The organism is Streptomyces sp. NPDC104761 (assembly GCF_055583445.1).
On the sequence record NZ_JBVJNZ010000012.1, the window covers coordinates 75725 to 87937 of the forward strand.

Consider the following 12213-nt stretch of genomic DNA (forward strand, 5'->3'; position numbering starts at 1 on the left):
CCCGGAGCGGCTCGAAGCGACTCGGGACGCCCCGCACGCGATCCTGGAAGCCATACGGAAACGGCAAGGAGCCGATATGACGACCCAGTGGAACGCCGGCGAAGGCCACATGGAGACCACCGCCCGCGGCCGTGCCGTGCTCTCCCAGCCCCGCCTCAACCGGGGCACCGCGTTCACTCCCGAGGAGCGGCAAATGCTGGGCCTGGTGGGCCTGGTGCCCCCGGCGGTGCTGACCCTGGAGCAGCAGGCCGAGCGGGCGTACCAGCAGTACGCGGCACAGCCGACCGACCTGGCCAAGAACGTCAACCTCACCGCGCTGCACGACCGCAACCAGGTGCTCTTCTACCGCCTGCTCTGCGACCACCTCGACGAGATGCTGCCCATCGTCTACACCCCGACCGTCGGCAAGGCGATCCAGCGCTACAGCAACGAGTACCGGCGTCCGGCCGGCGTGTACCTGTCGGTCGACGCCCCGGAGGAGATCGAGGGCGCGCTCACGGCCGCCGGCCTGGGCCCGGACGACGTGGACCTGATCGTCGCCACGGACGGCGAGGCGATCCTCGGCATCGGCGACTGGGGGGTGGGCGGCATCGACATCTCGGTGGGCAAGCTCGCCGTCTACACCGCCGCCGCCGGCATCGACCCGAACCGCACCCTCGCGGTCATGCTGGACGTCGGCACCAACCGCCAGGAACTCCTCGACAACCCGCTCTACCTCGGCAACCGGCATCCGCGCGTGGACCGGGAGACGTACGACGCCTTCATCGACGCCTACGTCAGCACCGCCCGCCGGCTCTTCCCGCACGCCCTGCTGCACTGGGAGGACTTCGGCCCCGCCAACGCCCGCCGCATCCTGGAGCGTTACCGCCCGACCGAGTTCACCTTCAACGACGACGTGCAGGGCACCGGTGCCGTCAACCTCGCCGCCGTGCTCTCCGGGGTGAAGGCCAGCGGGACGCCGCTGCGCGACCACCAGGTGGTGATCTTCGGCGCGGGCACCGCCGGCATCGGCATCGCCGACCAGCTGCGGGACGCCATGGTCGCCGACGGCCTGACCGCCCAGGAGGCCACCGCCCGCATCTTCGCCGTCGACCGGTACGGCCTGCTCACCGAGGACCAGCAGGAGCTGCGCGACTTCCAGGTCCGTTACGCCCGTCCGGCCGCCGAGGTCGCCGACTGGCAGCGGGACGAGAAGGTGGGCGGCATCGCGCTGGCCGAGGTCGTGGCGCGGGTCCGGCCGACGATCCTGATCGGCACCTCCGGCCAGGGCGGCTCCTTCACCGAGGAGATCGTCCGTACGATGGCCGCCCACACCGAGCGGCCGATCATCCTGCCGATGTCCAACCCGACGGACCTGGCCGAGGCGGTTCCGGCCGACCTGCTGGCCTGGACCGACGGCCGCGCCCTGATCGCCACCGGCAGCCCGTTCGCCCCGGTAGAGCGGGACGGGGTCCGGTACCTGATCGGGCAGGCCAACAACGCGCTGGTCTTTCCTGGCCTCGGACTCGGTGCGATCGTCGCCCGGGCCACCCGGGTCACCGACGGCATGCTGGTCGCCGCCGCGCACGCCGTCGCCGAGCAGACGGACGCCGACGGCCCCGGCGCGCCGATCCTGCCCCTCACCGACCAGCTGCGCGAGACCTCGGTGGCGGTCGCCGTGGCGGTCGCCCGCGCCGCGGCCGCCGACGGGGTGGCCGGCACGACCGTCGACGACTCCGTCGACAAGCGGGTCAGGGCCGCCATGTGGCAGCCGGTGTATCCACCGGTCAAGGCCGTCTGACCGGCGGGGGCCAAGCAGCTGCCTGCCCCCTCCCCGCCCTGCCCATGGCCCACAGGCCACCGGCCACCGCCGCCCAGGCGAAACAACCCCCGCACCACCAGCGCCCAGCGCCCACCTCGCCGTCCGGGACTCCCCGGCGGCCGGGTGGGCGCCGCGCGTTCCCCTCGCCGTCTTCGAACGTCGCGTCCGGAGGGTAGACGAGTGGGTCAATGTTGGTCAGAATCTCGACGCAGGCAAAAAATCTGCCCGATATCACGGAGTCGGCCCGACCGGACGCCGACGCCAGTTCCTCGCCGCTCCACGCTGCGAGCCCCGCGCCCGACGGGCACTCCCGTCATCCGCCCGCGATGCCGCACCCCCCGCCCGCATCGGACTGATCCACCTCCGCGTCAGCAAGGGAGCACGACATGCACGCCGCTTCTCCCCGCCCCGCACCACACGATCCCCGGCAACTGCGCCGGGCGGTGACCTCCAGCTTCCTGGGGAGCGTCATCGAGTACTACGACTTCCTGCTGTACTCCACCGCGGCGGCGGTGGTCTTCCCCCACGTGTTCTTCGCCGACCTCAGCCCCACCGCCGCCACCCTCGCCAGCTTCACCACCTTCGCCACCGGCTACCTGGCCAGGCCGCTCGGCGGGATCGTCTTCGGGCACTTCGGTGACCGGCTCGGCCGCAAGCGGACGCTCGTGGTGACGATGTCCCTCATGGGCGTCGCCAGCTTCCTCATCGGCGTCCTGCCGACGTACGCCCAGGCCGGCACCCTGGCGCCGGTCTGCCTGCTGCTCCTGCGCATCGTCCAGGGCGTGGCGGTGGGCGGCGAGTGGGGCGGTGCGGTGCTGCTGTCCGCCGAGCACGCGACCGGAGGGCGGCGCGGGCTGTGGGCGAGCTTCACCAACGCCGGCGCCCCCTTCGGCATGGCGGTGTCCACGGTGGTGATGTCCGCGACGTCGGCCGCGGTCGGCGAGGACGCCTTCCTCTCCTGGGGCTGGCGCATCCCCTTCCTGCTCAGCGTGGTGCTGCTGGCCGTCGGCCTGTTCATCCGGCTGCGGGTCACCGAGACACCGGTGTTCGCCGAGGCGGACAGGGAGCGGAAGACGCGGCCGGTGCGGGATTCGTCGCGCCGGTCCCTTCCCCTGCTGGACGTGCTGCGCCACCACCCCCGGGTGCTGCTGCTGGGCATCGGGGTGGGCCTGTCCGCGTTCGTCTTCCAGGGCACGGTGACCACGTACATCATTTCCTACGCGGTGCAGGACGGCTTCTCCCGGCAGACGGTGCTCAACAGCCTGGCGGTCTCGTCCACGCTCGCGGTGTTCGGCATCATCGGCTGGTCGGCGCTGTCCGACCGGCAGGGCCGGCGCCCGGTGGTCATGGCGGGCGCGCTGGCGGTGGGCGCCTACGCCTTCGTCCTGTTCCCGCTGGTCGACACGGGCAGTACGGGGCTGCTCGTGCTGGCCCTCGTGCTCGGGCAGTCGCTGGTCCACCCGATGATGTACGGCCCGCTCGCCGCGCTGTACACGGAGCTGTTCTCCACCCGGAGCCGCTACACCGGCGCCTCCCTCGGCTACCAGATCGCAGGGCTGGGGGCCGGTTTCGCCCCGCTGCTCTTCACCGAGGTGCAGGCCGGCGCCGGCGCCGGGGCGACGACGCTCATCGCCGCGGTCATCGCCGCGTTCTGCCTGCTCACGGTGGTGTGCCTGGCCCTGCTCGGCGAGACCAGCCGCACCGATCTCACCGGCGCGGACCCGGGCGTCGCGGCCCAGCTGCCCGTCGACGGCCGGCCGGAGACCGCCCAGGCGTCGTGAGCGGCGGTGAGGGGGTCCGCCGAACGCCCGGCGCCCACCCCTCACCCGCGTCCCGCGGGAGCGGTAGCGGTGCCGGCAGGAGCGGTAGCCGTGCCGGCAGGAGCGGTGGCCGTGCCGGCAGGAGCGGTAGCGGCCGGGGCGGTGCCGGCGTCCGCGACCTGGTGCGCCGCGAGCGCGGCCTCGTCCGCGGAGTAGGAGACGGCGAAGGTGAAGGCGCGTGCCGAGGGCCCGTGCACGCGCAGGTCGGCCAGCCGTTCCAGGGCCTCGTCGGCGGTCGGGAGATGCCCGGCGGGGACCCACCAGAGCACGAGATGCGCCTCGACGTGCCGCTCGAACCACTCGCGCCGGCGCCGCATCACGTCCAGGTGCTCACTGCGGTAGGTGAATCCCCACAGCGCCTCCCGGGTCTCCCACACCGTCAGGTTGACGATGACGTCCTCGCCCGCCGGACGCAGGGCGGTGGCGTCGGCCGCCCCGTCCTCCACGAGCCGCCACACGAAGCCGGGCGCGTCGTCGGCAGCGGCGTTGACCGTGTCGAGCATGCCGACGAACGGCGCCATACGCGGGTCGTCGAGGGGGAAGCGGAGCGTGGCGACATTCAGCTGGGCGAGGTGGACTGCGGGCGGGGATGCGGTCATGGCCCCATGGCAGCACGCATCCCCTTCTATGTCAATCACCGTTGTTTTTAGAGGACTTCGCCGACCGCCTCCACCACCACGCAGCACTCGCCCGGCCGGGCTGCCATGCGCGCCCGGACCGGGCCGTCGGTGCCGAGAAGCCCCTCCAGCAGCGCGAGGTTCATGCCGCAGACGAGGGGCGGAAAGCGTTCGGCGACGGCATGGAAGGGGCAGTTGCGCATACGGACGACAGCGGCGGTCGTCCCGGCCGCGTCCTCCGCACGTCCGGCGGCTTCCAGGTGCGGTTCGTAACCGCGGGCCGCGAGCGTCTCCATGGCCTCTTCGAGTCCGCCGCAGGGTGCCGCCGAGCCGCGCAGGGCCTCGCCGCGACGGCGCGCGGCCGCGCAGAGCCCGGCGTCCAGCCCCGCCTGCTCGGCGGCTTCGGCGAGCAGTTCGGCGGCGGTGCGGTAGTCCCGGGCGGGCAGCGACACCGCCCGCTCCGCCCGGGCCCGCGTGTACACCTTGGCCGGCCGGCCCGCGCCCGGTCCCGAGCGCCCGGTCAGCCGCCGGCTCCCGGTGTCGAGCAGGCCGGCCTCGGCCAGCCTGTCCAGGTGGTGCGCGGCGAGCGTGCGCGCCACCCCGGTCGCCTCGGCGGCCTCGTTACGGCCGACCTCGCGGCCCTGCGCGGCCACGTACTCGTACAGTCGGCGGCGCACCGGATCCTGCAACGCCGCGATCGCGTCGATGTCGTCCACCCGGCCATTCTAGGAACTACGCAGGTTGGAGATAGAAGGGCCCGGGCGATGACGACGGCTCCGCGCATTGACGGGCAAATGACGGTCCCGATGACGGCCAATTGAGGGATTCCAGGGCTACACCAAACCCCTTCCCGGCCCTAGCGTTGCGACCACGTGAACGGTCTGGCCGTTGGCCGTGCGCGACCGATCGGTGCGCAGGCCACGGCCGTGCTCTGACAGTTTCCTGAACGGAGAGGGCGATGGCGCCCGTGGCGTGGCTGATCGACGGCCGGACGCGGAACCGCGGTGCGGTGCCGTACGTCCGCCCACGAGCGGATGAACATCCCGCCTCCTGCCCACCCGTGCCGGGGCGTTCCCCGTCGACCGTCGCCGGGACCGCCCGCGCCTCCTGGAGCCGCGCCGCCCGACAGGCGCCGAACCGACCGCCCGCCACCCACTGCGTCACCATCCGCTCCGCCACCACACGTTCTTCCACCACGCGTTCTTCCACCTCCCGTCCTCCCACCTCCCCGACGCCGTCCGCACCCGCCCTCGTGCGGGTGTGACGCACCCGGCGACGACCCGCTCCCCGGCGACGACCCTCACTGGAACCATCGAAAGGCCACGGCATGACCACCCCGCAGCTGAACCGGATCGCCGGCGCGCCCATCTCCTGGGGCGTGTGCGAAGTGCCCGGCTGGGGCTACCAGCTGACGCCCGAGCGGGTGCTGAAGGAGATGCGCGAGGTCGGCCTGGCCGCCACCGAGTTCGGCCCGGACGGCTTCCTGCCCGCCGCCCCCGAGGCGATGGCCCGCGTCCTCGCCGACCACGACCTGCACGCCGTCGGCGGTTTCACCCCACTGCTGCTGCACGTGCCCGGTCACGACCCGGTGCCGGAGGCGGAACGGCTCCTGGCGAACTACGCCGCCTCGGACGCGGAGGTCCTGGTCCTCTCCGCCATCACCGGCCAGGACGGCTACGACTCCCGCCCCGAGCTGGACGCCGACGGCTGGAAGCTGCTGCTGTCCAACCTCGACCGGCTGACCGCGCTGGCGGCCGAGCGCGGGGTACGGGCCGTCCTGCACCCGCACGTCGGCACGATGGTCGAGAACGGCGACGAGGTCCGCCGCGTCCTGGAGCACTCCTCGGTCTCCCTCTGCCTCGACACCGGTCACCTGCTCATCGGCGGCACCGACCCCGCCGAACTCACCCGCCAGGCCCCCGAACGCATCGCCCACACCCACATGAAGGACGTGGACCTTTCCCTCGCCGCCAAGGTGCAGTCCGGCCGCCTCACGTACACCGACGCCGTCCGCGCCGGCATGTACCGCCCGCTGGGCGCCGGTGACGTCGACGTCGAGGCCATCGTCACCCACCTGGCCACCCACGGCTACGACGGCTGGTACGTCCTCGAGCAGGACACCGTCCTCACCGCGGAACCCGAGGAGAAGGGCCCGGTCGAGGACGTGTGGGCCAGCGCCGAACACCTTCGCGCGGTCCTGCGCGGCGCCGCGTAGCCCCATGCCGCCTTCAGCTTGCCGGCGTGTGTGCCGCGCCCTTGCTGCGGATGCGCTGACGGAGAAAGAGAGCGGCGCGCTCCAGTGCCTCGTCGGCTTCGTCCAGGACGCCGGCGAACGCCTGGAAGACGTGGGGAACGTCCGCGGTGACGTCCAGGATGACGTCCACTCCGGCTTCCCTCGCGCGGGTGGCCATGCGTGTGGAGTCGTCCAGGAGTACTTCGTTGGTGCCCGCCTGCAGAAGCATCGGGGGGAAGCCGGTCAGGTCGGCGAGGGTGGCGGGGCTGAGCAGGGGCTGGTGCGGGTCCTGTCCCGCGAGGTACATGGCTCCGGTGTGTTCCAGGCCCTCACGCGTGAAGAACGGGTCGATGCCCGCCTTGGTGTCCATGCTCTCGCCTGTCCGGGTCATGTCGAGTCCGGGGGAGAACGCCACGATCGCGGCGGGCATGGGCAGGCCCGCGTTGCGGGCGGCGAGGCAGGTGGCGGCGGTGAGGCCGCCACCGGCGGAGTCCCCGGCGAACGCGATCGCCGAAGGGTCTTCGCCGCTGTCGAGAAGTGCGCGGTAGGCGCACAGCCCGTCCTCGATCGCGGCCGGGAACGGGTGCTCGGGCGCAAGCCGGTAATCCAACGAGAACGCCCTGAATCCTGTTCTGGTCACCAGGTTCCCCGTCAGCGACATCGCCGTCTCCGGTGAACCGACCACGTAGGAGCCGCCGTGGAAGTAGAGGATCGTCCCGGCCGTCGGAGTGCCGGCCGGCTCGACGAGCACCGCGGGCCGGTCGCCGAGCGTCGCAGTCCGGGTGCGGATCCCGGCCGGGACGATCATCTCGGCCATCATCGCCCTGAACCAGGCGCGGAGCTCCTCCACCGACCGAGGGCCCTCAGGTTGGGGCTGCCGGACCATCGCGTCGATCTCCGCGCGCTGTTGTCTGCTCATTGTCGCCTCCACCGCAAGTGCATGCCATGGAACTATATGCCAAGGCATCTGTATGGATGCTAAGATATATGCCATGGCATCTAAGTCAAGCGGTGGCCGGGTCGACCTCCCGGGCTTCTTCGACGACCTCGTTCGCTGTGAGACGCGCCTCTACAACGCGCTGAACGACCGTCTTCGCGAGCGGCACGGGATCGTCACCTCCCAGTTCGAATTCCTGCGCTTCCTGCGCGACCACCCCGGGTCCCGGGTGGCGGACCTCGCCTCCGAGTTCGCCATCGGGATCGGTGCGACCAGCAAGGGCATCGACCGTCTGGAGAAGCAGGCATGGGTCATCCGGCGAACCAATCCATCGGACCGTCGCTCGTCACTGCTGGACCTGACCGGTGACGGCCTCCAACTCGTCGAGGCGGCGGAGGCGACCTTCACCGAAACGCTGGCCGAGCTGACCGCAGGCGCCCTCGGTGGCCCCTCAGGACTGGCCGCCGTACAGGTCCTTTCGGAGCTCCGCTCCGTGCTCGAACACCATCAGATCGGCCTTCCCACAGGCTGACCGGCATGCGCATCCAGCGCGATCGCCCGCCGGCCATGTGATCAGCCTTTGCTACGAGGCGAATCCCGCAGATCGATCACAGCGGCCGGAGACCAGCGCGTCGCGGAGTTCGCCGAGCGGGCCGGTGCGCCCCGCAGCTCGGCCGCCTGGACACACCGGCCCGTGAACAGGCCCGTGCCCGGCTGCACCGCACCGCCGGAAACCCGACACCAAGCCCGCGACGCACATGCTCGGCCTCGACACCTTGCAACGGACGGCGGCCGAGCCCGGAGCCCGGAGCCCGCCACCCGCGACCCGGCGCCCGCCACCCGGGGCATCATCGACGCCCTCGCCGCGGCCGGCGGGTGTCGCCGGAGGGAACGCGGTCCGCGCCTCGGCGGATCTTCCCGGATCCGCCATGTCTTGCGGTTTCCGCCGAGAACGCGTGCGACCGCTGTCAGCGGGTGTCACCAGGCGCACAGTGAAGCCACCGGCGACGAGGCCGGACGGACGAAAGGTGCCCAGGATGCCGGAATTCAACGACGGGACCGCGGAGACCGAACTCCCGGCCGGTCCGGTCATGGTCACGGACGTCGTGGTCGTGGGATCCGGACCGGCGGGCGCCGCGGCTGCCCTGGCGCTCTCCACGCTCGGCGTGGACAACATCATGATCACCAAGTACCGCTGGACGGCCAACACCCCGCGGGCCCACATCACCAACCAGCGCGCCATGGAGGTCTTCCGCGACCTCGGCATCGAGGGCCAGGTGCTCGCCGACGCCACGGACCACGACCTCGTCGGCGACACGGTGTTCTGCACCAGCATCGCCGGGGAGGAGATCGGCCGGATCCACACCTGGGGCACCCGCCCGGACCGCGAGGCCGACTACCGGCTCGCCTCGCCCTGTCTCACCGTCGACATCCCCCAGACCTACCTGGAGCCGATCCTGGTCCGCAACGCCGCCAAGCGCGGCACCCAGGTGCGGTTCTCCACCGAGTACCTCTCCCACACCCAGGACGACGACGGCGTCACCGTCCACGTCCTCGACCGGCTGACCGGGAAGGCGTACCTGATCCGCGCCAAGTACCTGATAGGCGCCGACGGCGCCCGCTCCATGGTCGCCGCCGACATCGGCCTGCCGTTCGAGGGGGCGATGGACATCGCCGGCTCGATGAACATCACCTTCAAGGCCGACATCAGCCGTTACGTCTCCCACCGGCCCTCGGTCCTGTACTGGGTGATCCAGCCCGGCTCGAACGTCGGCGGGATCGGCGCGGGGCTGGTCCGGATGGTCCGCCCCTGGAACGAGTGGCTGATCGTGTGGGGCTACGACATCAACGAGGAGCCCCCGCAGGTCGACGAGGCGGCGGCGGTCCAGATCGTCCGCAACCTCCTGGGCATGCCGGACCTCGACGTCGAGATCACCGGCACCAGCCTGTGGGGCAACAACGAGATGTACGCCACCCTCCTGCACAGCGGCCGGGTGTTCTGCGCGGGCGACGCCGTCCACCGGCACCCGCCGAGCAACGGCCTCGGCTCCAACACCTCGGTGCAGGACGCCTACAACCTCGTCTGGAAGCTGGCGGCCGTCCTCAAGGGCCAGGCGGATCCCGCGCTGCTCGACACCTACTCCGCCGAGCGGGCGCCGGTCGCCGAGCGGATCGTGAAGCGGGCCAACAGGTCGAGCCGGGAGTTCGTCGACATCTTCAGGGCCCTCGGTGTCCTCGACGCCACGACGGAGGCCGAGATGGCGGCCGCGATCGAGGAACGCAAGGCCAACACCCCGGCGGGCGCCGCCAAACGGGCCGCGCTGGTGCGGGCGATGGACCTGAAGAACTACGAGTTCAACGCGCACGGCGTCGAACTCGGCCAGTTCTACACCTCGTCGGCGATCGTCTCCGACGGCAGTGTGCCGCCCGTGTCCGAGCGCGACCGCGACCTCTACTACGAGATGTCCACGGTGCCGGGCTCGCATCTGCCGCACGCCTGGGTCGGGGACAGCGCGCACCGCAAGGCGCTGATGGACCTGGCGCCGTACGACCGCTGGACGCTCATCACCGGCATCACGGGCGAGAGGTGGGAGGCCGCGGCCGAGAAGGTCGGCCAGGAACTCGGGGTGCCGCTGGCCACGGTCGTCATCGGCCCGGGCCGCGAGGTCACCGACCTCTACTACGACTGGGCCAAACTGCGCGAGGTCGAGGAGAGCGGGGTGCTGCTGGTCCGCCCCGACAAGCACATCGCCTGGCGGGCCATGACCCTGCCGGACGACCCGGAGGGCCGGCTGCGCGACGCCCTGGCCGCCGTACTGGGAAGGGCCTGATCCGGTGCGTTTCGACCATGAGACCCTGCCGCAGCGCGTCCGGTTCGCGTCCGGTGCGGCGGCCGCCGGCCTCCGCACCGAAGTCGGCCTCCTCGGCGGTATGCGGCCGATGGTGATCGCCGACCCGGCCGCACGGGCCGTCGCCCACGAGATCGCGGCCGGGCTGCCCGTCGCGCACTGGCACGACCGGGACGGCGATGTCGTCATGCACGTCCCGGTCGCGGTGGCCGAGCGGGCCCGAGCGGCGGCGGCGGAGCACGACGTGGACGTGGTGGTCGCCGTCGGCGGCGGCTCGACGACCGGTCTGGCCAAGGCGGTCGCCCTGACCTCCGGCATCCCGGTGGTCGCGGTGCCGACCACCTACGCCGGCTCCGAGGCCACCGCGGTCTGGGGCCTGACCGAGGACGCCCGCAAGTCGACCGGCACCGACCCGCGGGTCCTGCCCCGCGCCGTCGTCTACGACGCGGCCCTGACGCTGACCCTGCCGGTCGGCATGAGCGTGGCCTCGGGGCTCAACGCCCTCGCGCACTGCGTCGACTCGATGTGGGCGCCCCGCACCGACCCGATCGACCAGGCCCTCGCGGCCGAGGGCGTCCGTGCCCTGCGGACCGGGCTGCCGCTGATCGTCAAGGAGCCGGAGGGGCTGGACGGCCGTGAACGGGCCCTGTACGGCGCGTACCTCTCCGCGACCGCGTTCGCGTCCGCCGGCTCGGGACTCCACCACAAGATCTGCCACGTCCTCGGCGGCATGTTCGACCTGCCGCACGCCCAGACCCACGCCGTCGTCCTCCCGCACGTCCTCGCCTTCAACGCACCGCACGCCCCCGAGGCCGAACGACGGCTCGCGGCGGCCTTCGACGCGCCGACGGCGAGCGCCGGACTGGCCCTCGTGTACGACGAGTTGGACCCGCCGCGCGCCCTGCGCGACCTCGGTATGCCCGAGGACGGCATCACCCCGGCGGCGGAGGCGATCGTCGCCGCCGCCCCGCCCGACAACCCGCGGGCCGTGACGCTCGGACCGGTCCGCCGGCTGGTGCGTGCGGCCTGGGAAGGAGCACGGCCATGACCAGCGAGACCCGGGCCGCCGTCCCCGCCGAGCAGCAGGCGCGGGAGGCCGAGATCACCCGGCAGGTTCTCGACTCGTTCGGCGACTGCACCGATCCCCGGCTCAAGGAGGTCATGGAGTCCCTCGTACGGCATCTGCACGCGTTCGTCCGGGAGGTGCGGCTGACGGAGGACGAGTGGGGCAAGGGGATCGACTTCCTCACCCGGGCCGGGCACATCACCGACGACCGGCGCCAGGAGTTCATCCTCCTCTCGGACGTGCTCGGCGCCTCCATGCAGACCGTCGCCGTCAACAACCAGGCGTACGGCGACGCCACCGAGGCCACCGTCTTCGGCCCCTTCTTCGTCGAGGAGAACCCGAAGATCGAGAACGGCGGGGACATCGCGTTCGGCGCCGCCGGTGAACCCTGCTGGGTGGAGGGAACCGTCACCGACAGCACCGGCAAGCCGGTCCCCGGCGCGCGCATCGAGGTGTGGGAGGCGGACGAGGACGGCTTCTACGACACGCAGTACGGCGACGACCGCACGGCCGCTCGTGCGCATCTGTTCGCCGGGGCGGACGGCGGCTACCGCTTCTGGGGCCTGACCCCGACCCCGTACCCGATCCCCCACGACGGACCGGTGGGCGAACTGCTGGCGGCGACCGGGCGGTCACCGATGCGGGCCTCGCATCTGCACTTCATGGTCAGCGCGCCCGGCCTGCGCACCCTGGTCACGCACATCTTCGTGAAGGGCGACGAACTCCTGGACCACGACGCGGTGTTCGGCGTGAAGAAGTCACTGGTCAAGGAGTTCCGGCGGCAGCGGCCGGACACCCCGGCACCCGACGGGCGGGACCTGGGAGGGCGCGCCTGGTCGCGGGTGGAGTTCGACATCGTGCTCGCTCCGGACGGCGCCTGACCCACCGCG

10 protein-coding genes are annotated in these 12213 nt (G+C 72.0%); 7 read left to right on the forward strand and 3 right to left on the reverse strand.

The genetic code is table 11. The features are described 5' to 3' along the window. The first annotated feature begins 76 nt into the window (after nucleotides 1-76). Together ACZ63F_RS29375 and ACZ63F_RS29380 are read left to right on the forward strand one after the other, a co-directional pair. Nucleotides 77-1780 (forward strand): NAD-dependent malic enzyme, encoded by a 1704-nt coding sequence (locus ACZ63F_RS29375; protein WP_469715327.1) that lies wholly within the window; start codon nucleotides 77-79, stop codon nucleotides 1778-1780. A gap of 407 nt (nucleotides 1781-2187) precedes the next feature. After that, on the forward strand, nucleotides 2188-3582 hold the full coding sequence (locus tag ACZ63F_RS29380; protein ID WP_469715329.1) for an MFS transporter: 1395 nt from the start codon (nucleotides 2188-2190) through the stop codon (nucleotides 3580-3582). Nucleotides 3583-3623: 41 nt separating this feature from the next. On the opposite strand, the gene ACZ63F_RS29385 is transcribed toward ACZ63F_RS29380, so the two are convergent. Continuing rightward, nucleotides 3624-4220, reverse strand: coding sequence for a DUF3291 domain-containing protein (locus ACZ63F_RS29385; RefSeq protein ID WP_469715331.1), 597 nt, complete (start codon nucleotides 4218-4220; stop codon nucleotides 3624-3626). Nucleotides 4221-4267: 47 nt separating this feature from the next. Continuing rightward, nucleotides 4268-4954 (reverse strand): helix-turn-helix transcriptional regulator, encoded by a 687-nt coding sequence (locus ACZ63F_RS29390; protein WP_469715333.1) that lies wholly within the window; start codon nucleotides 4952-4954, stop codon nucleotides 4268-4270. Nucleotides 4955-5565: 611 nt separating this feature from the next. On the opposite strand from ACZ63F_RS29390, the gene ACZ63F_RS29395 reads away from it, so the two are divergent. After that, nucleotides 5566-6453, forward strand: coding sequence for a sugar phosphate isomerase/epimerase family protein (locus tag ACZ63F_RS29395; protein WP_469715335.1), 888 nt, complete (start codon nucleotides 5566-5568; stop codon nucleotides 6451-6453). Between the two features lie 13 nt (nucleotides 6454-6466). Here the strand turns inward: ACZ63F_RS29395 and ACZ63F_RS29400 are convergent, their stop codons facing one another. Then, nucleotides 6467-7390 (reverse strand): alpha/beta hydrolase, encoded by a 924-nt coding sequence (locus tag ACZ63F_RS29400; RefSeq protein ID WP_469715337.1) that lies wholly within the window; start codon nucleotides 7388-7390, stop codon nucleotides 6467-6469. Between the two features lie 73 nt (nucleotides 7391-7463). Here ACZ63F_RS29400 and ACZ63F_RS29405 point away from each other — a divergent pair, with 73 nt between their 5' ends. From ACZ63F_RS29405 to ACZ63F_RS29420, 4 genes are all read left to right on the forward strand, one after another. Beyond that, nucleotides 7464-7940, forward strand: a complete 477-nt coding sequence (locus tag ACZ63F_RS29405) for a MarR family winged helix-turn-helix transcriptional regulator (RefSeq protein WP_469715339.1) — start codon at nucleotides 7464-7466, stop codon at nucleotides 7938-7940. A gap of 505 nt (nucleotides 7941-8445) precedes the next feature. After that, on the forward strand, nucleotides 8446-10239 hold the full coding sequence (locus tag ACZ63F_RS29410) for an FAD-dependent oxidoreductase (RefSeq protein ID WP_469715342.1): 1794 nt from the start codon (nucleotides 8446-8448) through the stop codon (nucleotides 10237-10239). Between the two features lie 4 nt (nucleotides 10240-10243). Beyond that, entirely contained in the window at nucleotides 10244-11305 is a 1062-nt protein-coding gene (locus ACZ63F_RS29415; protein WP_469715344.1) for a maleylacetate reductase, read from the forward strand. Then, on the forward strand, nucleotides 11302-12204 hold the full coding sequence (locus ACZ63F_RS29420; RefSeq protein ID WP_469715347.1) for an intradiol ring-cleavage dioxygenase: 903 nt from the start codon (nucleotides 11302-11304) through the stop codon (nucleotides 12202-12204). The genes ACZ63F_RS29415 and ACZ63F_RS29420 overlap by 4 nt, the downstream gene beginning before the upstream one ends. Nucleotides 12205-12213: the final 9 nt, after the last annotated feature.

Bases quoted from the DNA above. Each gene is read 5' to 3' on its own strand.
- ACZ63F_RS29375 (WP_469715327.1), top strand. From the start codon at position 77: ATGACGACCCAGTGGAACGCCGGCGAAGGCCACATGGAGACCACCGCC.
- ACZ63F_RS29380 (WP_469715329.1), top strand. From the start codon at position 2,188: ATGCACGCCGCTTCTCCCCGCCCCGCACCACACGATCCCCGGCAACTG.
- ACZ63F_RS29385 (WP_469715331.1), bottom strand. From the start codon at position 4,220: ATGACCGCATCCCCGCCCGCAGTCCACCTCGCCCAGCTGAATGTCGCC.
- ACZ63F_RS29395 (WP_469715335.1), top strand. From the start codon at position 5,566: ATGACCACCCCGCAGCTGAACCGGATCGCCGGCGCGCCCATCTCCTGG.
- ACZ63F_RS29400 (WP_469715337.1), bottom strand. From the start codon at position 7,390: ATGAGCAGACAACAGCGCGCGGAGATCGACGCGATGGTCCGGCAGCCC.
- ACZ63F_RS29405 (WP_469715339.1), top strand. From the start codon at position 7,464: ATGGCATCTAAGTCAAGCGGTGGCCGGGTCGACCTCCCGGGCTTCTTC.
- ACZ63F_RS29410 (WP_469715342.1), top strand. From the start codon at position 8,446: ATGCCGGAATTCAACGACGGGACCGCGGAGACCGAACTCCCGGCCGGT.
- ACZ63F_RS29420 (WP_469715347.1), top strand. From the start codon at position 11,302: ATGACCAGCGAGACCCGGGCCGCCGTCCCCGCCGAGCAGCAGGCGCGG.